This window comes from Streptomyces huiliensis (genome assembly GCF_020037025.1).
GTDB lineage: Bacteria > Actinomycetota > Actinomycetes > Streptomycetales > Streptomycetaceae > Streptomyces > Streptomyces huiliensis.
Genome location: NZ_JAIQLH010000031.1, coordinates 12,202 through 35,344 on the forward strand (window position 1 = coordinate 12,202; position 23,143 = coordinate 35,344).

Below are 23,143 nucleotides of genomic sequence, written 5' to 3' on the forward strand. Positions count from 1 at the left end.
CGGGAGGGGGCCTGCTGAAGGCTTGATCGGGCCTGGGGGCGGAACGATCCGGTCACGAGCGGAGAGGTCGTCCCGAGGGCGGGTCGGGCGCTCGGGGGCGTCCGGTCGGCCCCCCAACCGGAGTGACTCGCTCCGTTAACTCCCGCCCCACCCCTCCCCGTTCGAAATCGCCCGGCCCTGTGGCAGAGTCTCGGCCGTGGAACCCCTGCGCCCTCACGATCCCCCGGCCATCGGCCCGCACACGCTCCTCGCCCGGCTCGGCAGCGGCGGCATGGGCCAGGTGTACCTGGGCAGGTCGCCCGGCGGGCGGCAGTTGGCGATCAAGGTGATCCGGGAGGACTTCGCCCAGTCCGGCGAGGCGTCGGCGCGCTTCCGGCGCGAGGTGGCGACGGTCGGGGCGGTCCGCAGCGCGTACACGGCCAACCTGGTGGACGCTTCGTTGGAGACGGTGCCGTACTGGCTCGCCACCGAGTACGTGCCGGGCCCCACGCTGACGCGGGCCACCGGCGAGCGGGGGCCGCTGCCGCCGGAGACCTGCTTCCGGCTCTTCGCCGCCCTCGCGGAGGCGCTCGCGCAGGTGCACGGGCATGGGATCACCCATCGCGACCTCAAGCCGCACAACATCATCCTGTCGCCGGTCGGTCCGAAGCTGATCGATTTCGGCATTGCCCGGGGCGCCGAGCAGACGGCCCTCACCCGGACCGGCATCGCGCCCGGTACCCCCGGTTACACCGCGCCCGAGGTCATCACGCGGAACGAAGTGTCGTTCGCCGCCGACGTGTTCGCCCTCGGCGCGACCATGGCCTGTGCGGCGACGGGCCGTCCTCCGTACGGCGAGGGGTCCCTGGAGTCCGTCGTCTACCGCGTCGTACACGGCGAGGTCGACGCGGCCGGACTCGAACCGCGGCTGGCCGACCTCGTCCGCGCCTGCACGGCCGCCGACCCGGCCGCGCGTCCCGCCCTCTCCGAAGTCATTGAGCGCTGTGCTGTCAGGTCCTCCCTCGTCGACGATCCGGTGTACCGCGCGGTCGCCGCTCTCGGGGAGAGCGCCCCGGAGGACGTCCCGGCGGCGCTGGCGGCCGGCCTGATACCCGAGCGGCCCTTGGGGGCCGCGGGGGCTCCGGGGGGCGCGTACACGCCGACGTACGTGCCGCCGCAGCCGGCCGGGCCGCCGAGGCGTCCGCGCCGGTGGTCGGCCTACGCGGCGGCGGCCGTCGCCTCGGCGGTGGTCGGTGGCGTCGCGGCGTACGGCGTGCTGCGGCCGGACGGCGGCGATGACGGCAAGGAGCCCGAAGTCGTGGCGCAGGGCACCGGCCGGGCGACTCCCGGGGTGTCGGGCGGCGGCGGACCGAAGGTGCCGCCCGCGTACGTGGAGCAGGCGGACAGCTATCGAGGCTCCTGGCAGCACAAGGAAGGCGGTCTGTCCTTCGAGGGCCAGTGCACCGAGCCGCCCGAGGAAGGTCTCGACAACCTCCAGACCTCCATCTCCGATCCGCAGAATCCGGACGGGGACACGCCTCCGGGGAAGGTGAGGATCGGATTCCGCCTCAAGTACCTGATCGGCAAGTTCGAGAAGCCGTACTACGTCTCGGTGGCCGTCAAATCGCCCCACTGGATCGACGAAGAGACCGGTAAGCCGAACCCGCACCAGGGAAACATCGGAAACCTCGATCTCGGGTACACCAGCAAGCCGGTGAACCTCTTCGGCGACGACCCGCAGAAGTGGGTGTACCTGACGTTTCCCGATGACTTCGGCAGGACGGTGCGGGGGAAGACCGAGGCGACACGGGTTCCGGTCACCAACGACCCGGGTGGTTGGACGGTGAACTTCCTCCACGTCAGGGGCCCGCAGCAGTACAAGAGCTTCGCGTGCGGCGGCTTCCTCGTCGAGTGACTCCGGTGCTGGAAAGGCGGCCGCGCCGGGGTATTCGCGGCCGCCGGAGCGGGGCGCGCGGCCTCAAGGCGGCAAATGCGCGGGAATGCCCTCGGGGGCGCCCCTGAGCCACCTTGTGGCTTCCCCTGATCCTCCCCTGAACTACGGGTACATGACGGGCCAGTGGGGGAGAATCGCGGGGTGCGCAAGTGGTGGGTGGGCGTCGGCGTCGGCATCGGAATGTGCCTGAGCCTCCTCGGGCTGCTCTTCTTCGCGATGTTCAGCGTGGCCTCGAGCATCGGGAGCGGGGCACGCGGTGCGGTGGGGCTCGCGAAAGGCGCGGTCCCCGTCGCGTACCAGCCGTTCCTGGAGAAGTGGGGCAACCTGTGCGAGGCCATCACCCCCGCCCTGCTGGCGGCGCAGCTCTACACCGAGAGCAACTGGAAGCCGGACGCGAAGAGTCCCGCGGGGGCGCTCGGACTGGCTCAGTTCATCCCCGAGACGTGGGCCCGCTACGGCGTCGACGGCAGTGGTGACGGCAGACCGGACATATGGGAGCCGGCGGATGCCATCGCCTCCGCAGCCACGTATGACTGTGCTTTGGCCAAGGACGTCAAAGGCGTGGGGGGCGACGCCACCAACAACATGCTCGCCGCGTACAACGCGGGCCCCTACCGGGTGATCCAGTCCGGCGGCGTCCCCGCCATCACCGAGACCCAGGGCTACGTCAAATCCATCCGTGATCTCGAGAAGAGCTTCGCACGCCCCGTAGGCCGCGTGGCCCCCTCGCAGCAGGCGGCCGGGGCGATCTACTTCGCTCAGGCGCAGTTGGGGAAGCCGTACCTGTGGGGCGGGGACGGGACGAAGGAGGACGGGGGGCGGTTCGACTGCTCCGGGTTGACGAAGGCGGCGTACGCGTCCGTCGGGATCGAGCTGCCGCGCGTCGCGAACGACCAGTGGAACGCCGGGGCGCACCCGAAGCGGGACGAGCTGATGCCGGGGGATCTCGTCTTCTTCGCGCACAACCTGAACGACCCGCGTTCGATCCATCACGTGGGGCTGTACGTGGGCGGCGGTTACATGATCAACGCGCCGCACACGGGTGCCGTGAACCGGTTCGACAAAATCGATACCCCGGATTACATCGGTGCCACGCGCGTGACGGATGCGGGGGCGAAAGCGTTGCCCAGGCCGAACGGCGTGTGAACCCTGGGCCTCCTGCTCCGTCCCTGGTCACCCTTGGATAACGTCCTGGTGATCATTGGGTGGAGAGCGGAACGCCGGGTCGGAGAGGCGCGTTCCATGGGGGTGGGCGAGCCGCGCCTCACCATGGGCGCACGGACCACGGGGGTTTGGCAGCTGCACCGAGCTACAGGCGACAGATAAGGGGGCACCACATGCCCGGACACGAGGCGGTCCATCCCCTGGCGGAGGCCAAGGGAGGCTCGTCGGGCCCCGACGTCGGCCTGCTCTACGACATCAACGGGCTGGCCAAGGACGCCCCGGGCTGGCTCGACCGCACGATGGAGTTCGTTGGCGAGTACGGAATCGTGCTCGGGCTCGGTGTTCTGATGGTGTGTGCGTGGTGGAGCGTGCGCCGCGGCCCGGACGCCCCGGCCGGGGTGGCCGCGCTGCTGTGGGCGCCCCTGGCGGCCGGCTTGGCGCTGCTCGTCAACGTGCCGATCCGCGGCTTCGTCCGGCGCCCCCGCCCGTTCCTGGAGCATCAGGGGCTCGACGTGCTGGTCAAGGGCAAGACGGACTTCTCGTTCGTCAGCGACCACGCCACGCTCACCATGGCGTTGGGCGTGGGCCTGTTCGTGGCGCACCGCCGGTACGGGCTGGTCGGTATCGGGCTCGCCTTCCTCGAGGGCTTCTGCCGCGTCTTCATGGGCGTGCACTACCCCACGGACGTGATCGGCGGCCTCGCCCTCGGCACCGCCGTCGTGCTGCTGCTCGCCCCGCTGGCGATGATGCTGCTGACGCCGCTGGCCGGGCGGGTCGCCGCCACGCGGGCCGGATGGCTCGTCCGGTCGCGGAGCGCGCCCGCGCCGGTGGCCTTGGCCGAGGAGCCGGACGGTGGTGGAGTCACGGGGCGTCAGCCTCAGCGGCACGACAAGGGGTTGGCCGCGTAGGCGGCGCGGACAGTGGAAGTGAGCGGCCCGGCCTCCCGAAGGACAGGAGGCCGGGCCGCTCACTTCCTACAGCGCCTGCGCGAAGTCGAACACCCGCTGCGGGTCGTACTGCCGCTTCAGTTTCGTCAGCCGGTCCGCCGCGTCCCCGTAGTAGGCCCGGCGCCAGTCCTTCAGCCCGGCGTCCGCGTAGTTCTGGTAGGCGGCGCCGGACGCGTACCGGCGCATGGCCGCGTGGACGCCGTCCAGCCAGGCGACCTGCGGTCCGCCGGAGGCCGACGCCCCCCACGAGGTGAGGTACTGGGCCAGGAACCGCGACCGCCGGTGCACGAACGCCGTGTCGAGCGGCTTGACGCGGTTGACCGCGCCGCCGAGCGCCGTCAGCTGGATCGACCCGCCGCCGCCCCCGCCCTTGCGGCCGAACCGCTCGGTCTGGTCGAGCAGGGTGCGGATGCCGGCCGTGGTCAGCGAGCGGTCGTAGAAGTCCGAGCGGGCGGCGTACGTCTCGCGGCCGAGCTTGCCGGCCTTGTCCCGGCCGGGGGTGCGGCCCGGCAGGTGGGACTGGGGGAGCGTCAGGTCGGCGCAGCCGGCGTAGCGGCGCATGCTGTCCAGGTACGAGCGGCTGCGCACCGAGATGCTCGCCTTGCCGCCGCCGACCTTGGCGGCCAGCTTGTCGAGCGCGTTGGCGAGGCCGCTCTTGGTGCCGAGGGAGAAGGCGGCGACGGCGATGCGCGGGGTGCGGCCGGGGGTGACGGACAGGTCGCAGGCGGACCAGATCTCGTCCGGCTGGGTCGGCCCCCACTCCTGCCAGGCGCGGATGACGTCGGCGGCCTTGGCCCACGGCCAGGAGACGTAGCCCGTCACGCCGTCGCCCACGCGGCGGGTGCGGAAGCGGAGTTCGGTGACGACGCCGAAGTTGCCGTTGCCGGCGCCGCGCAGGGCCCAGAAGAGGTCGGGGTTGCGCTTGGCGTCGCACTCGACGGTCTTGCCGTCGGCGGTGACGAGGGTGGCGCCGGTGAGGCTGTCGCAGGTCAGGCCGTACGCCCGGGAGAGGACGCCGTGGCCGCCGCCGAGGGTCAGGCCGGAGACGCCGACCGTGGGGCAGGAGCCCGCGGGGATGGTGACGCCGCTCGCCGCCAGGCCGGTGTAGACGTCGATGAGCTTGGCGCCGGCGCCGATGACGGCGGAGGACGAGGTGGGGGTGCGGATCGTCTTCAGCCGCGAGACGTCGAGCACGAGCCGTCCGTCTCCGCCCGACCAACCCGCGTAGCTGTGCCCGCCGTTGCGTATGGACACCGGTATGGAGAAGCGGCGGGCGAAGGACAGGCAGGCGGCGATGTCCGCGGTGCCGCCCACGTAGGCGACGCCGGCCGGGCGCTGCCCGTCGTAGCGGGTGTTGTACAGCTGCCGGGCGGTGGAGTAGTCGGCGTCGCCGGGGCGGATGAGGCCGCCTTTGAGGCCCTTGCCCAGCGCCGTCCAGTCGGACGCCTGGACCTTGGCGCTACGGGCGGTGGTGCGGCCGGTGGTGCGGGCCGCGGCGGCCCCGGCGGTCACCGGCGCCGCGGTCGCCGTGCCGCCGGTGAGGCCGGGCGCGGCCCAGGCCGCCGCCGTCAGTCCCGTCGCGGCCGTCAGCAGTGTGCGCCTGTCCATGGTGCGTTCGCCCCCGTTGTTCCCGTGTGCCCTGATACCCGTCCGACGTTAGGAACAGATGATCAGGATGGGGGGAACGGTTCCGCCCGGGGGCGACCCTGATGAGACCTGAGGATCCTGATGAGACCCGAGGATCTTGATGAGACCTGAAGACTCTGATGAGACCTGACGAGAGGGTGGCTAGTGGCCCACGTGCGCCAGGTGCTCGTCGGCGTCGTGGCGGGCGAGGGAGCGGGCCCGGCGGGCCGGGCCGAGCCAGCCGCAGGTGCAGCGGGCCGTGCAGAAGGAGCCGCGTTCGCCGGTGGTGACGCGGTGTTCGGCGGCGGGGACCGGGTGCGGTACGGAGTGCGTCTCGGACACACCACCACGCTACCGGCCCGCCGGGGCGCGGTCGCCGCCTCCCCGGGACCGTGACGGCGGCCCGGACGCGGTCGTTGGAAGAGAACGGGTTCCACCAGCGCGCGGCAGGGAGCTGACGGTCATGGCGGTGCAGGGGCACGGACGCAGGGCCGCGGTGGCCACGGCGGTGGCGGGCGGCCTCGCCCTCGGGCTGCTGGTGACCGGCTGCGACGAGCCGGAGCCGGCCGAGGAGCCGCGGGCCGCGCTCGGCGGTGGAAGCGGGGGCGTGCGGCAGGTGGTGCGGACGACCGACGCGCGCCTGCCGGGAGGGGTGGCCGAGGCGCTGCGCGGCGCGCGGGAGGCCCTGGTCCGCGCCGGCGGCGCCCGCGTCCACACCTCCATGGAGACGGAGAGCGGCGGGACGCGGCTGATGATCCGGGGCGCCGGCGACTACGACTTCGCCCGGCCCGTCGGCAGGCTGACGGTGCTGGTGCCCGAGGACGCCCGCGGGGACGCCGAGCACCGGCCGATCACCGAGGTGTTCACGCCCGGTGCGCTGTACATGAAGAACCGGGGCGCGGGCGTCCCCGAGGACAAGTGGGTGCGCCTGGAGACGGCCGCTCTCCCCGACGGCGACCTGCTGACCAGCGGCGCGACGGACCCGCTGGCGGCGGTCGAACTCCTCGGTGGCGCGCGCGAGGTGAGTTCCGCGCGGGACGAGGGCGTGGACGGCGTCCCCGTGCGGCACTACTGGGGGAAGATCGACTTGGCCGAGGCGGCGCGCCGGGCGCCCGCCCGCGACCGGTCGGCGCTGGCCGCGGCGGCGAAAGGGTTCTCCTCGGGGACCGTGGCCTTCGACGCCTTCCTCGACGACGCGGGCCGGCCGCGCGTCCTGCGCTACCGGTTCAGCGTCGCGGAGGAGGGGGAGGCGGGCGAGGCGGGCGGGGGAGGGGAGGCCGGTGCTGCCGCGGCTCGTACGCCGTCCGGGGCCGGGGCGCGTACGGTCGCGGAGGCCGCCGCCGTCTCGTCCGCCCCCGCGACCGCTCCGTCACGGGCCGGCGGACCGGCTCCCGGCGCCGGAGCGCCGATGACCGTGGTCTCCACGGTCGAACTCACCTCGTACGGATCCACGCCCGACATCCGCCTCCCGGCGTCCGGCGATATTTATGCGGGGACGGTCGCGTCCCCCCGCAAATAGCGGAGTCGGGCCCGCCTGGCCATGGAAATGGTCCTTCTGTGCCATGCGCGGCGTGTGTACCGATCACTAATCTGGAAACCGGACCCTCGTAAGACGCCCGGCCGGGTGCCCGGCCGGCGGCCAGTACGCCTGTACCGACACGCAAGGCCCGAGGAGGTGAATCACGTGGTTTCGCGGCGCGGTTCGTCGCCCGGTCCGGATCCCGTGGCCCTCGTCGAGATCGACCTCTACGGCGAGTTGATGATCGCCGCCACGGGCGCGGCCGAGGACCGGCTGAGCCAGGACCGGATCGACGAGGTGCTGAGAGTCGTACGGTCCCACCCCCGCCGTCCGGCGCCGCCGGGCGACGCGGACGCCTGAGCGGGGCCCCCGGGGCCCGTTCCTCGGCTTGAACCGGTTTCGAACCGGCTCGAACCGGCCTTGAACGGTTCGAACCGGCGTCTCAGGACCGCAGCAGCCGCGCGATGGCCGCCGTCGCCTCGGCGACCTTGGCGTCGATCTCGTCGCCGCCCTTGACCGCCGCGTCGGCGACGCAGTGCCGCAGGTGCTCCTGGAGCAGCTGGAGGGCGAAGGACTGCAGCGCCTTGGTGCCCGCGGAGACCTGGGTGAGTATGTCGATGCAGTAGACATCCTCCTCGACCATGCGCTGGAGGCCCCTGATCTGGCCCTCGATCCTGCGCAGCCGCTTGAGGTGCTGGTCCTTCTGGTGGCTGTAGCCGTGGGGCCCGTGGTGCGGCCCGGTGGTGCTGTGAGCATTGTCGCTTCCGGCCGCCCCGGGCGCGGAGGCGGCGGCGGGCGCGCCGTGGCAGGACGCCGCGGCCGGTTCGCCGGTGCCGGCCGCTGTGGTTCCCGTCGTGGTCATGGCGTCCTCCGTTGTCCCGCGCGTTCCGCGCCGTCGGCCGGCGCGTCGCCGTCCGTTCGGGGCGGGGGCGCGGCGCGTTCCGTGTTGCTGCCCGGCTTATACCCCATGCGTATACCCCTGCCGGGTATATGGTAGCGAAATCCCCGGCATACGGCCGTGGAGAGGGTGGTACCGGCTTGGTGTGCACTCTGCCCGATGGGCGACACTGAGGGAATGCCAGTTAGCTGTGGCCGGATGATGCGCCTAGCATCAACGAGACCGAATCCGCTGCACCCCGAGGATCCCACGTGCGCTTTCGTCTGACCCCCAGGGAGACGAGCTTCTACGACATGTTCGCCGCGTCCGCGGACAACATCGTCACGGGCTCCAAGCTCCTGATGGAACTGCTCGGCGCGGAGCCGTCCGCCCGGGCCGAGATCGCCGAGCGGATGAGGGCAGCGGAGCACGCCGGGGACGACGCGACCCACGCGATCTTCCACCAGCTGAACTCCTCGTTCATCACGCCGTTCGACCGCGAGGACATCTACGCCCTCGCGTCCTCGCTCGACGACATCATGGACTTCATGGAAGAGGCGGTCGACCTGGTCGTCCTCTACCAGGTCGAGGAACTGCCGAAGGGCGTCGAGCAGCAGATCGAGGTCCTCGCGCGAGCCGCCGAGCTCACCGCCGAGGCGATGCCGAACCTGCGCACGATGACCAACCTCACCGAGTACTGGATCGAGGTCAACCGCCTGGAGAACCAGGCCGACCAGATCCACCGCAAGCTGCTCGCCCACCTCTTCAACGGCAAGTACGACGCCATCGAGGTGCTCAAGCTGAAGCAGATCGTGGATGTGCTGGAAGAGGCGGCGGACGCGTTCGAGCACGTCGCGAACACGGTCGAGACCATCGCGGTCAAGGAGTCCTGACCTCCGGTGGATACGTTCGCACTTGTCGTGACCATCGCGGTCGCGCTCGGATTCACCTATACCAACGGCTTCCACGACTCCGCGAACGCCATCGCGACCTCGGTCTCCACGCGGGCGCTGACCCCGCGCGCGGCCCTGGCGATGGCGGCGGTCATGAACCTTGCCGGTGCCTTCCTGGGCAGCGGGGTCGCCAAGACCGTCAGCAAGGGGCTGATCGAGACGCCGGTGGGCGACAAGGGGATGGGCATCCTCTTCGCCGCGCTGGTCGGCGCGGTCGTCTGGAACATGGTGACCTGGTACTTCGGCCTGCCGTCGTCCTCCTCGCACGCCCTGTTCGGCGGCATGGTGGGCGCGGCGCTCGCGGGCGGGACGACCGTCATCTGGTCGGGCGTCGTCGAGAAGGTCATCATCCCGATGTTCCTCTCGCCGTTCGTCGGTCTGATCATCGGCTATCTGGTGATGGTCGTGATCATGTGGATGTTCCGGAAGGCCAACCCGCACAAGGCCAAGCGGGGCTTCCGGATCGCCCAGACCGTCTCCGCGGCGGGCATGGCGCTCGGCCACGGTCTCCAGGACGCCCAGAAGACCATGGGCATCGTGGTGATGGCCCTGGTCATCGGGGACGTCCAGGACAAGGACGCCGCGATTCCGCTCTGGGTCAAGCTGGCCTGTGCGATCACGCTCTCGCTGGGTACGTACGCGGGTGGCTGGCGCATCATGCGGACGCTCGGGCGCCGCATCATCGAGCTGGACCCGCCGCAGGGGTTCGCCGCCGAGACGACGGCGGCGTCGGTGATGTACACGGCGTCGTTCATGTTCCACGCGCCGATCTCCACGACGCATGTGATCACTTCCGCGATCATGGGTGTCGGGTCCACCAAGGGGTCGCGGGCCGTGCGGTGGGGGGTCGCGAAGAACATCGTGATGGGGTGGTTCATCACGATGCCCGCCGCGGCGATCGTCGCCGCGGTCAGTTACTGGTGCGTCCAGCTCGCTTTCGGGTGACCCGCTCGGATCTTCTCCTGAACGGATCGGGCCCGCCCCCTGGTATGAACAGGGGGCGGGCCTTTTTCGCTCCGCGGCGGCACCGCCATGCAGCGCCGCGGGGCGAGTCGGTGGGGGTGCCCCGGTCCCTCCCTTTCGCCGTTTCCTGGGGCTGCGCCCCAGACCCCCTTGTCGCGGCTTCGCCGCTCGTCCTCAAACGCCGGACGGGCTGGATATCGCGCCCGAGCGCACACTTCAGCCCGTTGGGGGTGCCCCCTCTGGGGGAGGGACCGGGGCACAGCCGCCCGCAGGGCCTACCCGAAGCGCCCCGAGATGTAGTCCTCCGTAGCCTGCACCGACGGGTTCGAGAAGATCCGCTCCGTGTCGTCGATCTCGACCAGCTTGCCGGGCTGGCCCACCCCCGCCAGGTTGAAGAAGGCCGTGCGGTCGGAGACGCGCGCCGCCTGCTGCATGTTGTGGGTGACGATGACGATCGTGAAGCGTTCCTTCAGCTCGCCGATGAGGTCCTCGATGGCGAGGGTGGAGATCGGGTCGAGGGCCGAGCAGGGCTCGTCCATCAGCAGGACCTGCGGCTCGACGGCGATGGCGCGGGCGATGCAGAGGCGCTGCTGCTGGCCGCCGGAGAGGCCGGCGCCGGGCTTGTCGAGCCGGTCCTTGACCTCTTTCCAGAGGTTGGCGCCCTTGAGGGACTTCTCGACGACCCCGTCCAGCTCGGACTTGCGGATACGGCCGCCGTTGAGGCGGATGCCGGCGGCGACGTTCTCGTAGATGGACATGGTCGGGAAGGGGTTCGGCCGCTGGAAGACCATGCCGACCGTGCGGCGCACGGAGACGGGGTCGACGCCGGAGCCGTAGAGGTTCTCGTCGTCGAGCATCACCTTGCCCTCGACGCGGCCGCCCGGGGTGACCTCGTGCATCCGGTTCAGGGTGCGCAGGAAGGTGGACTTGCCGCAGCCGGAGGGGCCGATGAAGGCGGTCACGGAGCGGGGTTCGACGGTCATCGAGATGTCGTCGATGGCCTTGTGGGCGCCGTAGAAGGCGGAGAGGCCGCTGACGTCGATGCGCTTGGCCATGGGATCACTTCTGCTTTCTTACGCGGGGAGCGGTCAGCGACCGGCTTTGGGGGCCTTCCAGCGGGCGATGCCCCGGGCCACCAGGTTGAGGATCATGACGAAGGCGATCAGGACGAGGGCCGCCGCCCAGGCGCGGTCGTAGCTGGCGTCGTTGCCGGCCGCCCACTGCTCGTAGATGTAGTACGGCAGCGAGGACTGCGCCCCTTCGAACGGGTTGTTGTTGATCGCCTGGGAGCCGAAGACCAGCAGCACGATGGGCGCGGACTCGCCGGCGACGCGGGCGACGGCGAGCATGACGCCGGTGGCGATGCCGCCGATGGCCGTCGGCAGGACGACCTTGAGGATGGTCCGCCACTTGGGGACGCCCAGGGCGAGGGAGGCCTCGCGGAGCTCGTTGGGGACGAGCTTGAGCATCTCCTCGGTGGAGCGGACCACCACGGGCATCATCAGGATCGCCAGGGCCATCGAGCCGGCGAAGCCGGAGTACCCGTTGTCCAGCATGATGATCCAGAAGCTGAGGATGAACAGGCCGGCGACGATCGACGGGACGCCGGTCATCACGTCCACGAAGAACGTCACGGCCCGTGCGAGCCGCCCGCGCCCGTACTCCACCAGGTAGATGGCGGTGAGCAGGCCCACCGGCGCCGCGATGGCGGTGGCGATGCCGACCTGCTCCAGGGTGCCGATGATCGCGTGGTAGACGCCGCCGCCGGGCTGGATGGTGAGCACGCCGGCCATGGAGTGCGACAGGAAGCCGCCGTCGAGGACCTTGGAGCCGCGGGCGACGGTCTCCCAGATGAGGGAGACCAGCGGGACGACCGCGATCAGGAAGCACATCCACACCAGGCTGGTGGCGAGCCGGTCCTTGGCCTGCCGGCGGCCCTCGACCCGGGCCGTGAGCCCGTAGGTGAGGCCGACGTACAGCACCGCGGCGATCAGGCCCCACTGCACCGTGCTGTCCATCCCGGCGCCGAGGCCGATCCCGCAGCCGGCGGCGAGGGCGAGGGCGGCCAGGGCCGCCGGGGTCCAGCGCGGCAGCCGGGGCTGGTGCAGGGCGGCGGCGGGCAGGGGTGCGGCGTCGGCTGCCGTGGGACGGGTCGTGGTCACGTCGCTCACGAGAACTCCTTGCGGCGGGCGATGATCATCCGGGCCGCGCCGTTGACCAGCAGGGTCAGGACGAACAGGACGAGGCCGGAGGCGATGAGCGCGTCCTTGCCGGTCTCGCCGGACTCCTTGAAGCTGCTCGCGATGTTCTGGGCGAAGGTGCCGCCGCCCGGGTCGAGGAGGCTCGTGGAGATCAGGAAGCTGGGGGACAGGACGGTCGCGACGGCCATCGTCTCGCCGAGGGCGCGGCCGAGGCCGAGCATCGAGGCGCTGATGACGCCGGAGCGGCCGAAGGGGAGGACGGCCATCCGGATGACCTCCCAGCGGGTGGCGCCGAGCGCCAGCGCGGCCTCCTCGTGCATCTTCGGCGCCTGGCGGAAGACCTCGCGGCTGACGCTGGTGACGATCGGCAGGATCATGATCGCCAGCAGTATGCCGATGGTGAACAGCGAGCGCGCGGCGCCGTCGTGGTAGGCGAGGACGCCGGTCCAGCCGAAGTACGTGTCGAACCAGCCGTAGAGCCCGCCGAGGTGCGGGACGAGGAACAGGGCGCCCCACAGGCCGTACACGATCGACGGCACGGCGGCCAGCAGGTCGATGACGTACGACAGCGGCGCGGCCAGCCTGCGCGGCGCGTAGTGCGAGATGAACAGCGCGATGCCGACGGCCACGGGGACGGCGAGGAGCATCGCGATCAGCGAGCTGACCACGGTGCCGAAGGCGAGGACCGCGATGCCGAAGACCGGCGGGTCGGTGTTGGCGCTCCACTCGAACGTGGTGAGGAAGTTGCCCTCGTCCTGGGAGAGCGCGTGGGTCGCGCGGACGGTGAGGAAGACCGCGATGGCGGCCATGATCACCAGGAGGAGGATGCCGGAACCCCGGGAGAGCCCGAGGAAGATCCGGTCGCCGGGGCGGACGGTGGTCTTCGACTTCCTGGTCCTGATCCCCTGCGCGGGGGCGGGCTGGGCCGCCGTGAGGTCGGGGGAGGCCGGGCCGGGTGGCCGGTCGGCCGGTGCCGAGTTGGCTATGTCCATGTCATTCACGGAATTCTCCGGTCTGCGGGGCCGGGCGCGCTGTGCGTCCGGCCCGTGGCGCGGCGGTGCACCGGAACGTGCGAACGCCCGCGGGGAGCGGTCGCACGGTGGTTCAGGAGAGGCTCGCGACGTTCTCGCGGACCTTCTTGGCGATCTCGGCCGGCAGCGGGGCGTAGCCGAGCTGCTTGAGCACGGACTGGCCGTCCTCGCTCGCGATGTAGGTCAGGAAGGACTTGGCGGCCGGCAGCGTGTCGGCCTTGTTGCCCTTGTCGCCGACGATCTCGTAGGTCACCAGGGTGAGCGGGTAGGCGCCCTCGGCCTTGGTGGTGTAGTTGAGCTTGAGCGCCAGGTCCTTGCCGGTGCCGGTGATCTTGGCCTCGGCGATGGCCTTGGACGCGTTGTCGGGGCTGGCCTCGACCGGGGCCGAGGCGCCGGTGTTGAGCTTCACCGTCTTGATGCTGTTCGCCGTGGCGTAGGACAGCTCGAAGTACGAGATGGCGCCCTGGACCTGCTTGACCTGCGAGGAGACGCCGGCCGAACCGTCCGCCGCCTGGCCGCCCTTGGGGGCCCAGGCCTTGGCGGGTGCGTACGGCCAGGAGTTGCCGGCGGCGGCCTTGAGGTACTTGGTGAAGTTGTCGGTGGTGCCCGACTCGTCCGAGCGGTGGAACGCCTGGATCTTGGTGTCCGGGAGCTTGGCGTCCTTGTTGAGCTTGGCGATCGCCTCGTCGTTCCACTTCTCGATCTTGCCGTCGAAGATCTTGGCGAGGGTGTCGGCGTCGAGGATCAGGTTGTCCACGCCCGGCAGGTTGTAGCCGATGGCGATGGGGCCGCCCACCATGGGCAGGTTGATGCCCTGGCCGCCCTTGACGACGTCCTTGGACTTGGCGACCTCCTCCGGCTTCAGCGGCGAGTCGGAGCCCGCGAAGGCGGTCTTGCCCTGCAGGAACTCCTGGATGCCGGCGCCGGAACCGGTGGCCTTGTAGTTGATCTGGATGTCCTTGCAGGCGGCCATGAAGTTCTTGACCCAGAGGTCCATCGCGTTCTTCTGCGCGGACGAGCCGGAGGCCAGGAGCTGGCCCTTGCCCTCGCACTTGACGTTGGAGGCGGTCTTGGAGGTGCCGTTGCCCCCCTGGCCGCCGTCGCTGTTGTCGTCCGAGCCGCACGCCGTGAGGACCAGGGCGCCGGAGACGGCGATGGCGCCGAAGGCGACGGCCCGGAGCCGGTTCTTGCGCTGAAGCTTCACTTTCTGGTGTTCCTTCCGGGAGCCGCCGCTGGGGCGGCGTGCGAGAAGTGGGTGGTGCGGTGTCGGGATTCTGCGGTTTCCGGTCGTTCGCGCGGAGCGGCCACACACGGGTGGTGGCCGCGCAGCCCCTGTTCTAGGGCCGAAATTAAGCAGATCAGGTGAAGCCGCCGAAGGAGTGAGGTGAACGAGGGGTGAACCTCGGCCGTCAGGGCGGTGGAAGCGATCGAATTGAGCCAGAACGGGATTCCGGACAACTGTGACGCAGATCTCTGTCGGTTCTCCCGCCCCCGTGACACGATCCGTTCCGCGCGTTGCGGCATGTGAGGACGTGGCGTTCGAGTCGCGGAGGTATCCGGTGGGGCGGAACGGCGGAGCCGTTGGTGACGTGGGCAGGGACGTCGCGGGGGGCGCCCGGGTGAGCAGACCCGGGGACGGGTCGCCGGGATTCCGTGGAGTGCCGGAGCTCAGCGGGATGTCCGGGCTCCGCGGGGTGTCCGGGCTTCGCAGGGCGGTGCCCGGGCTTCGCAGAGTGGTCGTCGCGACGGCCGTCGTCTGCGCCGCCGCGTCCGCCGGTGCCGCGTTCCCGCAGGCCGCCTGGGCCGACCCGACGCCGCCCCGGAAGAGCCTGGAGGAGGTCCACCAGGAGGTGGAGACCCTCTACCGCAAGGCCGAGTCGGCCACGGACGCGTACAACGCGGCGGACGAGCAGACCCGGCTCCAGGAGAAGAACGTCGGCGACCTCACCAAGCAGGTGTCCGCCGCCGAGGAGCGGGTGCGCGACCTCAAGGACCGCGTCGGCGAGCTCGCCCGCGTCCAGTACCGCACCGGCGGCCTGGCGCCGTCCACGCGGCTGTTCCTGGCCCGCTCGCCCGAGGAGTTCCTCGACGCGATCGACGGCACCCGTCGCGGGCAGGACGCCACCCGGCGGCTGCTGACCGAGACGGAATCGGCCAAGGCGGAGCTGGAGAAGTACGTCAAGGCCGCCGACGAGCGGTGGAAGCGGCTCAAGGCCGAGCGGAAGAAGAAGGACGAGGCCAAGAAGGAGATCGAGGCCCGCCTCGACGCCGCCAAGAAGCTGGAATCGCGCCTGGAGGAGAAGGAGCGCGAGCGGCTGCGGCAGATCGAGGAGGAGAAGGCCCGCCAGGCGCAGCGGCAGTGGCTCTCCTCCGACGCCCTCAAGGGCGTCTCCCTGCACGACGCCGGCACGGCCACCGAGACCGGCCGCCGCGCGGTCGCGTTCGCCACCGCGCAGATCGGCAAGGACTACGTCTGGGGGGCCGTGGGCCCGGACACCTACGACTGCTCCGGCCTCACCTCGCGCGCCTGGGCGACGGCCGGGCGTGGGATACCGCGCACCTCGCAGGAGCAGTGGCGGCAGCTGCCCAAGGTCGACGTGAAGGACATGCGACCCGGCGACCTGATCATCTACTTCTCGGACGCCAGCCACGTCGCGATGTACGTCGGCGACGGGATGATGGTGCACGCGCCGCGGCCCGGCCGGCAGGTGACGATGGCGGGGGCGGGCTCGATGCCGATCCTCGGGGTGGTCCGGCCGGGGGCGTGAGGCTTCCCGGGGTGGGGTGTGGGAGTGCGAGGGGGCGCGCGGGAGCGTCGGCAGACGGCGTGGGTGCGCCGGCTCCGTACCTCGGTACCTGTGCACTCCGGCGTGATCCCTGTGCACTCCGGCGTGGCCCGTTCTGCTGTCGCGGGGGCCCGGGCGTGACCGCCGTCTCGTAATGGGCGTCACTTCCACCGTATGTGTTCCGCCTGTAACTCTGGTCACGTAACGGCGATCACGTAACCTCCGTCACCTAACTCCCGCCGCACAAGCGGCAGCACGTGAGGCAGGCCACGTAACGCAGGTCACCCGGGCCATGGTTCGCGCCCCAGAGCGGGCGTCGTACGCGCTTCGGGGGAGCGCGTGGCCCGTTCTCGTACGTACGTGTGCGACGTGACGTTTCTCATGACGTTTTCCTCCCGGCCCGCCCCAAAAGCGGCGTTGGCGACGGCATATGACGGAGGCGGGTGGCTCCGTACCATTCCGTTCGCCCGCGGCCTGCCGCTACTGTCGCGTCGGGCGCCGCCGTCGTACGCGGCGCCGCCCTCGGGGGTGGGGCGCCTCCCGGCGGTCGCCGGGGGAGGAAGGAAACCGACGTGATGCCCGTATCCGCACCCGGCCCGGTGGCGCCCGCCGCCGGACCGTCCGACGGAGGGCTGACCCTGCTGGTCATCGAGGACGACCCGGCGGGGTCGCTCTCCATGCCCGAGATGGCCGATATGACCGTGGTGGCCGGCAAGCCGGTCCGCATTCGCACCGCGCGCAACCTCACCGAGGCGGAGCGGCTGCTCACCCACGACGTCCAGTGCATCCTCCTCGACCTCGCCCTGCCCGCCGCCGGGGAGGGCGCCGCCGGCGACCCCGACGCGCCCTGCGATGAGCTGGAGACCCTGCGCCGCGTGCTGCGGCTCGCCCCGCGCCATGCCGTCCTCGCGCTGACCTCGGAGAACGACGCCGAGCGGGCCGCCGAGGCGGTCCGGGTCGGCGCGCAGGACTACCTCTTCCGCGACGAGCTGGACGGCCGCGTGCTCAGCCGCGCCATCCGCTACGCCGTCGAGCGCAAGCGCGCCGACCTGGCCCAGCACCAGCTCACCGAGTCGCGGCTGCGGGCCCAGGAGAACGCCCGGCTGGAGCGCGGCCTGCTGCCCAACCCGCTGCTGGCCGGTTCCGACCTGCGGTTCGCCGCCCGCTACCGGCCGGGCCGCAGCCGTGCCCTGCTCGGCGGCGACTTCTACGACACCGTCCGGACGCCCGACGGTACCGTCCACGCGATGATCGGCGACGTCTGCGGGCACGGCCCGGACGAGGCGGCGCTCGGCGTCGAACTGCGCATAGCCTGGCGGGCGTTGACCCTCGCGGGCATGCACGGCGCGGAACTGCTCGGCACCCTCCAGGAGGTCCTGGAGCACGAGCGCGCCGACGAGGAGATCTTCGCGACCCTCTGCACGCTGGACATCGCGTCCGACGGCCGCTCGGCCGCCCTCTTCCTGGCCGGCCACCCGGCCCCGCTCCTGGCCCGCCCCGGCGAGCCGCCCTGCCTGCTGCCGCAGGACGACGGCGGTCCGGCCCTCGGCCTGCTGCCGCGGGCGCGCTGGCCGCGGCTGGAGGTGGGGCTCGGTGACGCCTGGAGCCTCCTGATGTACACGGACGGGCTGATAGAGGGCCGCGTCGGCGAGGGCGCGCGGCGGCTGGGGCAGGAGGGGATGATCGAGATGATCGCCCGTCAGATTAAGGAGGGACTGTCGGGCGAGGAGCTGCTGGACGCGGCGGTCACCGAGGTCAGGGCCCTGAACGGCGAGGAACTGACGGACGATCTGGCCGTGCTGCTGCTCGACCGCTGACCCCTGCCGCGGCTCAGCGTCCGCCGTTGTACGGCCCGTACGGTCCGTCGGAGCTGGAGCCGCGGCGGCGCGGGCCGCGGCCGGAGACCTGCTTCAGCGCCGGGCGTACGTCGACGAAGTAGACGATCGTGGCCACCAGGCCCAGGATCGGCAGGAAGCCCCAGACGCCCAGGAACAGGTCCACGGCGACGGTGAGGCCGAGGATGATCAGCCAGAAGCCCTTGTTCTGCTTGGCGGCGGCCCGGTAGGCGTCATCGCGGTGGATCGCCGCGTTCAGGAAGGCGGCCACGGCGAAGACCAGCAGGCCCAGGGACACAAAGGCCCAGATCGTGTTGAAGCCCTGCACCAGCATTGCCGCCCACCTCTTGTCCGTCCGTGCGACTTGTCCGTCCGTCTGCCGTGTACGGTCCGCCCGCGCTGCCCACCGTACTCGGGGAACGGCCGGAAGGCGGGGGAGGTGCCCGGATCCGTTTCCGGCGTCGATCCGCGCGGGCCGGTACGCCCCGCCGCGGCGCGTACCGGCTCCTGGTGTGAGGCGCGTGCCTTACGCGTCCGAGGTGGCGCCGGCGCTGTCGGACTTCTTGGCGGTGGTGCGGCGGGTGCCGCTCTTGCGGGCGGCGGGCTTGGCGTCGTCCTCGGCCTCGTCCTTGACGCCGTCCTTGGCCTCGGTCTTCTCGGCCTTGCCGCTCTTCTCGGCCTTTTCTTCGGCCTGTGCCTCGGCCTTCTCCTCGGGCTTGTCGGACGGCTCGGTGGCCACCGGGATCTCGGCGACCTCGGCGGGCTCCTCGCCGCGCCAGACGCGGACGGCCTCCCGGCCGCGCTCGGCCAGCTTCTCGAAGGTCTCGCCGCCCCGGGCGGCCAGCCCGACCGCCTGTCCGACGCCCTGGAGCGCCAGGTCCTGCGCGGTCTGCCCGAGCTTCTTCAGGTCGCCGTCGAGGGACCCGACGAGCTCGCCGACCTTGGCCGTGACCTGCGCCTGGGCGTCCTTGGCCTGCTTGCTCACCCGGCCGCCCAGCTCCTTCGGGTCGGTCTTCCGCAGCTGCTCCAGCCGCCCGGGAGCCTCGGCGACCACCTGCCCGAGCTTCTCGGCGGCGAGGTCGGCGGCGCCGGCCGCGGCATAGGCCGTGTCGGTGGCCGCCTTGCGGATGTCCTGGGTGGTGATGGCCATGCGATGGGTCTCCCGTCTCGCGATTCGGCCGCCCCGGAAGGGGTCAGCCGGAGGGCTTGCTGTCGTCGTCCTTCGTCGGCCCGTTCTCCCTGCGGAACGAGTCGTAGATGTCCAGCAGGACCTGCTTCTGCCGCTCGGTGATCGAGGGGTCGGCGAGGATCACGCTGCGCACCTCCGCCTCCTCCCGGGCCCGCTCGTCGAGGATCCCGGCCTGCACGTACAGCGTCTCCGCCGAGATCCGCAGCGCCTTCGCCAGCTGCTGCAGGATCTCCGCGCTCGGCTTGCGCAGGCCGCGCTCGATCTGACTGAGGTAGGGGTTGGACACGCCCGCCGCGTCGGCGAGCTGACGCAGCGTCAGCTGCGCGTTGCGCCGCTGCTCGCGCAGGTACTCGCCGAGGTTGCCGACGTTGAGCGATGCCATGCGTCGATGCTGCCCCATGCTGCTAACTTTTGCAAGCGAATGCTTGCAGGAGTGGGGGTCGTCCCGGTCGCGCCCCCTGAGCCTGAGCACGATAGGTGTCGTATTTGCAGGACATCTGTCGTCCCACCATTGCCGGTCAGCTGTCTACCTTGATCTTCTTGCACCGTACGCCGGTCAGGCCGCTCAGCTTGCCTGTGAGGAAGGCTTCGTAGGCGGCGTGGTCGCCGACGGCGACGCGAAGGAAGTAGTCGGGGCGGCCGTACATGCATCGGCACTCGATGACCTCGTCGAAGGCGGCCACGGCGGACTCGAACTCCTCGAAGCTCTTGCGGTCCTGGGAGTAGATCTCGACGTCGATTAGGCCCTCGAGGCCGCGACCGAGGGCTTCCGGGTCGAGGACGCCTGCCTGCGCCGGCTCAAACGCCTGGAAGAGGCCGGCGTCATCGCTGGGTACCGGGCTCGTTGAGGGTTCTGCGCGCCGAGTGAACCGTTGCCTAGGCGCCTGACGGAAGCGTCGACCAAGGCCACTGCGTGTACGAACGGGGACCGCAGTGGGCTGTCCGCGTCCTCGATTTCCTGCAGCTGTCCGGCCTCTGTGATGTCCGGCAGTCTCGGAGATCTCCGGGCAGATGAGCTGATGTCACAGTCATCTCCGGGTACGTCGCTGTGACTGTGTCCACGGTCGTCGTGGCGGGTAGGCGTAGTTCCGGAGGCATGGATGGATGCGTGTGAGGTGTCGGCGGAGGACGTCGATCTGGAGTACGTAAACGCAGGCGGGGTCCGTGGGCGCGAGGCGCCGGAGTGTCTGTGGTCGGTCCGGTTCGAGTCGGTACGGCCCGAGCGCCGGTTGCCGGCTTTCCGAGGGCAGGGCAACCGGTACGGCTGGTGCTGGTCAGCGACGTGTGGCGGGCATGTGGGCTACGAGTCGTGACTGGACCGCGATCGCCTGATGCTGCTCGACTGCGACCCGCTGGTGACAAGCATGTCCTCACAGCTGTTCCGGCTGTCCTGTGCCGACGGCCACCGACTGTCAGTGGCGCGTGCTTCTCTGTATGCACTTCGGTCTTCGATGGGAAGATGCGCGAGAAGAGGGCATATGGCCATCTCTGACACTGAACGCTTGAAGGCTTGGGCCCGAGCCGGGGGACGGTGCGAGTTCTGCGGCAACTACCTGCTCGAAGGCAAGCTCACCTACAAGGACTTCACCCTCGGGGAACTGGCCCACATCGTGGGCCGTGACGTAGCACCTGGCTCCCCACGGGGCATGGACCCGCTCCCGGAAGACAAGCGCGACCTCGCTGACAACCTGATGCTTCTGTGTCGAGGTGAACACAACGAGATCGACCGCAAGGGGTCACTCAACCTCATGACGGTGGAGCGCTTGCGAACGATCAAGCGCGAGCGCGAGGCATGGATTCGGCGCATGACTGGCCTCAGCCCCCAAAACGGAACCGCGGTGATCCGGTTGATCGGGCCGGTGCGGGGCTACGAGGTTGAGCTCACCAAGCCGACGGCCGCCGAGGCGGTGATCCGCTCAGAAGGGCGGTTCCCCGATTTCCCATTGAGCCTGCACGGCGACGGCTGCGAGATCGACCTCCGTAACGTGATCGGAGAGGAGGAGTCCGAGCCGGCCTACTGGGAACAGTGCAAGCGGCACATCGATCGGATTCTTGAACGTCGGCTCGCCGAAGCACTGCGCGAGGACGCCGTGCAACACGTCAGCGCCTTCGGCTTCGCGCGTCTGCCGTTGCTCGTCTACTTCGGCTCGCGCCTCGACGACACCTTTGCCGTCACTATCTACCAACGGCACCGCAGTACAGAAGCCTGGAACTGGCCCGACAACCCGGCACCCAGCACGAGCTTCACCACCACCTCACCGCAGAACCCCCCGCAGGAGGCCGAGGAGGGAGTCCTGGTACTCAACATCTCCGGCTCAATCCAGGCTGACGAACTTCCCGAGAATCTCCAGGAACTACCACGCTGGGTGATCAACCCCGCTGACACGGTGCCCTCCGTCGATGTAATCGACTCACTGGAAACGCTGAGCGAATTCACAAACTCGCTGCGCTCAATGCTCTCCAGCATGGAAGCCCAGCACAAGCACATGCGAATCCTGCACATTCTAGCCGCAGCCCCGGTTTCGGCAGCCGTGGCGTTGGGACGGGTTCACGACTCTCATGTGCACCCGAAGATGGCCATCTACGACCGAACCTACGGGCGCTACACAGTCGCGCTGGAGATTTCATGAAACTGCTGGCTTACTTCAGCGCATTCCTTACGGACACTGTAAATCTAAACCAGACGCGCCTAGATCAACTCGACGATCGCGTGGCCGCAATTACGTCAACTCTGAAGGCTGACAGTCAGATCGGCAGCCTCTACAGGACGCACATTCCGCAGGGGTCATGGGCTCACCGCACAATCATCAGGCCATTCAACAATCACGAGTTTGACGCAGACTTCCTCCTACATCTGGATGAGGTGGAGGACTGGAAGTCAAAAGACTACTTGAGGGAGGTCCGGGCCGCGTTCAAGCGATCCGCCACCTACAAGTCGAAGGTAACCAAGAAGAACCGGTGCTGCCGCATCGTCTACGCAGGCGACTGCCACGTCGACGTGGTGCCCTACATCACTCTGGCGGACGGCCGCGAGGTTATCGTCAACTACGCCGAGAATGATTTCGAAGATACCAACCCTCAGGGATTTACGGATTGCATGAAGGAGAAGGATAGCCTGGCCAACGGCCAACTGCGGCGCGTCATCCGGCTGATGAAGTACGTCCGAGACTACAAGCAGACCTTCAGCGTACCGTCCGTAATTCTCACGACTCTGCTTGGCGAACGAATCCAAACCTGGCACGAAGCTACGCGCTACAGCGACACTCCCACAGCTCTAAAGGTAATTCTGGCCGATCTGAGCGCTTGGCTAGACCTGCACCCGCTCATGCCGAACCTCGCCGACCCAAGCTGTCCGGAGACAACGTTCAACCACCGCTGGAACCAGGAGCAATACGAGAACTTCCGAAAGAAGATCAAGCTGTATAGCTCATGGGCAACCGAGGCATATGACGAGGAGGGCAAAGCGCTGAGCCTTGCAGCATGGCAGCGCGTCTTTGGCGACTCGTTCCAGCAACCGAGCTCGGCTCAGAAGTCTCTGACGGCATCCTCGGATATTCAACCGACCCGCGAAGCTCGTGCCCCGCACGAGCAGTACATCGAAGAGTTTGGCTTCAGCTGGCGAGGAGGGTACAAAGTACGGATCAACGCTCAGGTTCTCCCGAAGAGTGGTTTTCGGAACGGCCCCCTACGCCGTCTCCGTCGAGTGAGCGTCTTTCAGAGCCTGCGCTTCACAATCACCACCGATGTTCCAGAGCCGTACGACCTCTATTGGAAGGTCAGGAATCGCGGCCCCGAAGCCGCTGCGCGCGATCAACTCCGAGGCGCGATCATTCTCGATGAAGACCGAAGCAGAACCCGCGAAGAGTCAACATCTTGGAAAGGACAACACTATGTGGAGGTCTACATCGTCAAAAACGGCCGTGTCCTAGCCACTGATCATCACGACGTCATCATCAGCTGAGCTCAGGCGCCCGCCGGACCCGGCACTGCGCTGGCGTCCATCAGCAGGCATCGGGTTTGCGCCCCGCCGGAGCTGCCGAACACACGGCCCGGAAGGGAACATTCGTACGCGACGCGTGACCCGTGCGCGGGACGTGCGGGATGCGTGCGCCTACGCGC

The 23,143-nt window shown here is 69.7% G+C and carries 22 protein-coding genes; 11 read left to right on the forward strand and 11 right to left on the reverse strand.

Annotated elements, in window-relative coordinates; genetic code table 11:
• Positions 1-196: 196 nt before the first annotated feature.
• From JNW98_RS06985 to JNW98_RS06995, 3 genes are all read left to right on the forward strand, one after another.
• The gene (locus JNW98_RS06985) at positions 197-1,894 is read left to right on the forward strand and encodes a serine/threonine protein kinase (protein WP_223767202.1); all 1,698 of its coding nucleotides are present in this window, start codon (positions 197-199) and stop codon (positions 1,892-1,894) included.
• A gap of 180 nt (positions 1,895-2,074) precedes the next feature.
• A complete protein-coding gene (locus tag JNW98_RS06990) occupies positions 2,075-3,079 on the forward strand; it encodes a bifunctional lytic transglycosylase/C40 family peptidase (protein WP_308015510.1) in 1,005 nt (334 codons plus the stop codon).
• A 191-nt stretch (positions 3,080-3,270) separates the two neighbouring features.
• A complete protein-coding gene (locus tag JNW98_RS06995; protein WP_223767204.1) occupies positions 3,271-4,005 on the forward strand; it encodes a phosphatase PAP2 family protein in 735 nt (244 codons plus the stop codon).
• Between the two features lie 66 nt (positions 4,006-4,071).
• Here the strand turns inward: JNW98_RS06995 and JNW98_RS07000 are convergent, their stop codons facing one another.
• The gene (locus JNW98_RS07000) at positions 4,072-5,652 is read right to left on the reverse strand and encodes an FAD-binding oxidoreductase (RefSeq protein ID WP_223767205.1); all 1,581 of its coding nucleotides are present in this window, start codon (positions 5,650-5,652) and stop codon (positions 4,072-4,074) included.
• Positions 5,653-5,832: 180 nt separating this feature from the next.
• On the reverse strand, positions 5,833-6,012 hold the full coding sequence (locus JNW98_RS07005; protein WP_223767206.1) for a hypothetical protein: 180 nt from the start codon (positions 6,010-6,012) through the stop codon (positions 5,833-5,835).
• 121 nt (positions 6,013-6,133) lie between these two features.
• Between JNW98_RS07005 and JNW98_RS07010 the strand changes: the two genes are divergently transcribed.
• Both JNW98_RS07010 and JNW98_RS07015 read left to right on the forward strand, forming a co-directional pair.
• Positions 6,134-7,189 carry a hypothetical protein gene (locus JNW98_RS07010; RefSeq protein WP_223767207.1) on the forward strand — a complete coding sequence of 352 codons (1,056 nt, stop codon included), beginning with the start codon at positions 6,134-6,136 and terminating at the stop codon, positions 7,187-7,189.
• Positions 7,190-7,354: 165 nt separating this feature from the next.
• Complete coding sequence (locus tag JNW98_RS07015) at positions 7,355-7,549, forward strand: hypothetical protein (RefSeq protein WP_223767208.1); 195 nt, start codon at positions 7,355-7,357, stop codon at positions 7,547-7,549.
• An 82-nt stretch (positions 7,550-7,631) separates the two neighbouring features.
• On the opposite strand, the gene JNW98_RS07020 is transcribed toward JNW98_RS07015, so the two are convergent.
• A complete protein-coding gene (locus tag JNW98_RS07020) occupies positions 7,632-8,051 on the reverse strand; it encodes a metal-sensitive transcriptional regulator (protein ID WP_223767209.1) in 420 nt (139 codons plus the stop codon).
• Positions 8,052-8,338: 287 nt separating this feature from the next.
• On the opposite strand from JNW98_RS07020, the gene JNW98_RS07025 reads away from it, so the two are divergent.
• The gene (locus JNW98_RS07025) at positions 8,339-8,959 is read left to right on the forward strand and encodes a DUF47 domain-containing protein (RefSeq protein WP_171171115.1); all 621 of its coding nucleotides are present in this window, start codon (positions 8,339-8,341) and stop codon (positions 8,957-8,959) included.
• A gap of 6 nt (positions 8,960-8,965) precedes the next feature.
• Positions 8,966-9,964, forward strand: a complete 999-nt coding sequence (locus JNW98_RS07030; protein ID WP_223767210.1) for an inorganic phosphate transporter — start codon at positions 8,966-8,968, stop codon at positions 9,962-9,964.
• A 293-nt stretch (positions 9,965-10,257) separates the two neighbouring features.
• On the opposite strand, the gene pstB is transcribed toward JNW98_RS07030, so the two are convergent.
• From pstB to pstS, 4 genes are all read right to left on the reverse strand, one after another.
• Positions 10,258-11,037 carry a phosphate ABC transporter ATP-binding protein PstB gene (gene pstB / locus JNW98_RS07035; RefSeq protein WP_223767211.1) on the reverse strand — a complete coding sequence of 260 codons (780 nt, stop codon included), beginning with the start codon at positions 11,035-11,037 and terminating at the stop codon, positions 10,258-10,260.
• Positions 11,038-11,070: 33 nt separating this feature from the next.
• Positions 11,071-12,153 (reverse strand): phosphate ABC transporter permease PstA, encoded by a 1,083-nt coding sequence (pstA, locus tag JNW98_RS07040; protein WP_372459182.1) that lies wholly within the window; start codon positions 12,151-12,153, stop codon positions 11,071-11,073.
• Complete coding sequence (gene pstC, locus JNW98_RS07045) at positions 12,150-13,175, reverse strand: phosphate ABC transporter permease subunit PstC (RefSeq protein ID WP_223767212.1); 1,026 nt, start codon at positions 13,173-13,175, stop codon at positions 12,150-12,152. Before pstC ends, pstA begins: the two co-directional genes overlap by 4 nt.
• A gap of 112 nt (positions 13,176-13,287) precedes the next feature.
• Positions 13,288-14,418, reverse strand: coding sequence for a phosphate ABC transporter substrate-binding protein PstS (gene pstS / locus JNW98_RS07050; protein ID WP_223767213.1), 1,131 nt, complete (start codon positions 14,416-14,418; stop codon positions 13,288-13,290).
• A gap of 385 nt (positions 14,419-14,803) precedes the next feature.
• Between pstS and JNW98_RS07055 the strand changes: the two genes are divergently transcribed.
• The gene (locus JNW98_RS07055) at positions 14,804-15,982 is read left to right on the forward strand and encodes a C40 family peptidase (RefSeq protein WP_223767214.1); all 1,179 of its coding nucleotides are present in this window, start codon (positions 14,804-14,806) and stop codon (positions 15,980-15,982) included.
• Positions 15,983-16,575: 593 nt separating this feature from the next.
• Positions 16,576-17,817 carry a PP2C family protein-serine/threonine phosphatase gene (locus JNW98_RS07060; protein WP_223767215.1) on the forward strand — a complete coding sequence of 414 codons (1,242 nt, stop codon included), beginning with the start codon at positions 16,576-16,578 and terminating at the stop codon, positions 17,815-17,817.
• A gap of 13 nt (positions 17,818-17,830) precedes the next feature.
• On the opposite strand, the gene JNW98_RS07065 is transcribed toward JNW98_RS07060, so the two are convergent.
• The 4 genes from JNW98_RS07065 to JNW98_RS36525 form a co-directional block, all read right to left on the reverse strand.
• Positions 17,831-18,169: a DUF2516 family protein gene (locus JNW98_RS07065; protein ID WP_223767216.1), complete on the reverse strand. Its 339-nt coding sequence runs from the start codon at positions 18,167-18,169 to the stop codon at positions 17,831-17,833.
• 192 nt (positions 18,170-18,361) lie between these two features.
• Positions 18,362-18,985, reverse strand: a complete 624-nt coding sequence (locus tag JNW98_RS07070; protein WP_223767217.1) for a hypothetical protein — start codon at positions 18,983-18,985, stop codon at positions 18,362-18,364.
• A 43-nt stretch (positions 18,986-19,028) separates the two neighbouring features.
• Positions 19,029-19,406 (reverse strand): helix-turn-helix domain-containing protein, encoded by a 378-nt coding sequence (locus JNW98_RS07075; RefSeq protein WP_223767218.1) that lies wholly within the window; start codon positions 19,404-19,406, stop codon positions 19,029-19,031.
• Between the two features lie 136 nt (positions 19,407-19,542).
• Entirely contained in the window at positions 19,543-20,037 is a 495-nt protein-coding gene (locus tag JNW98_RS36525; RefSeq protein ID WP_308015514.1) for an Lrp/AsnC family transcriptional regulator, read from the reverse strand.
• Positions 20,038-20,502: 465 nt separating this feature from the next.
• Here JNW98_RS36525 and JNW98_RS07085 point away from each other — a divergent pair, with 465 nt between their 5' ends.
• Positions 20,503-21,654: an HNH endonuclease gene (locus JNW98_RS07085; protein ID WP_223767219.1), complete on the forward strand. Its 1,152-nt coding sequence runs from the start codon at positions 20,503-20,505 to the stop codon at positions 21,652-21,654.
• Positions 21,651-22,985 (forward strand): SMODS domain-containing nucleotidyltransferase, encoded by a 1,335-nt coding sequence (locus tag JNW98_RS07090; protein ID WP_223767220.1) that lies wholly within the window; start codon positions 21,651-21,653, stop codon positions 22,983-22,985. The genes JNW98_RS07085 and JNW98_RS07090 overlap by 4 nt, the downstream gene beginning before the upstream one ends.
• Positions 22,986-23,143: the final 158 nt, after the last annotated feature.

Coding starts and splice junctions, on each gene's coding strand:
- JNW98_RS06995 (WP_223767204.1), top strand. CDS start 3,271: ATGCCCGGACACGAGGCGGTCCATCCCCTGGCGGAGGCCAAGGGAGGC.
- JNW98_RS07000 (WP_223767205.1), bottom strand. CDS start 5,652: ATGGACAGGCGCACACTGCTGACGGCCGCGACGGGACTGACGGCGGCG.
- JNW98_RS07010 (WP_223767207.1), top strand. CDS start 6,134: ATGGCGGTGCAGGGGCACGGACGCAGGGCCGCGGTGGCCACGGCGGTG.
- JNW98_RS07020 (WP_223767209.1), bottom strand. CDS start 8,051: ATGACCACGACGGGAACCACAGCGGCCGGCACCGGCGAACCGGCCGCG.
- pstB (WP_223767211.1), bottom strand. CDS start 11,037: ATGGCCAAGCGCATCGACGTCAGCGGCCTCTCCGCCTTCTACGGCGCC.
- pstC (WP_223767212.1), bottom strand. CDS start 13,175: ATGGACATAGCCAACTCGGCACCGGCCGACCGGCCACCCGGCCCGGCC.
- JNW98_RS07060 (WP_223767215.1), top strand. CDS start 16,576: ATGCCCGTATCCGCACCCGGCCCGGTGGCGCCCGCCGCCGGACCGTCC.
- JNW98_RS07065 (WP_223767216.1), bottom strand. CDS start 18,169: ATGCTGGTGCAGGGCTTCAACACGATCTGGGCCTTTGTGTCCCTGGGC.
- JNW98_RS07070 (WP_223767217.1), bottom strand. CDS start 18,985: ATGGCCATCACCACCCAGGACATCCGCAAGGCGGCCACCGACACGGCC.
- JNW98_RS07075 (WP_223767218.1), bottom strand. CDS start 19,406: ATGGCATCGCTCAACGTCGGCAACCTCGGCGAGTACCTGCGCGAGCAG.
- JNW98_RS07085 (WP_223767219.1), top strand. CDS start 20,503: ATGGCCATCTCTGACACTGAACGCTTGAAGGCTTGGGCCCGAGCCGGG.
- JNW98_RS07090 (WP_223767220.1), top strand. CDS start 21,651: ATGAAACTGCTGGCTTACTTCAGCGCATTCCTTACGGACACTGTAAAT.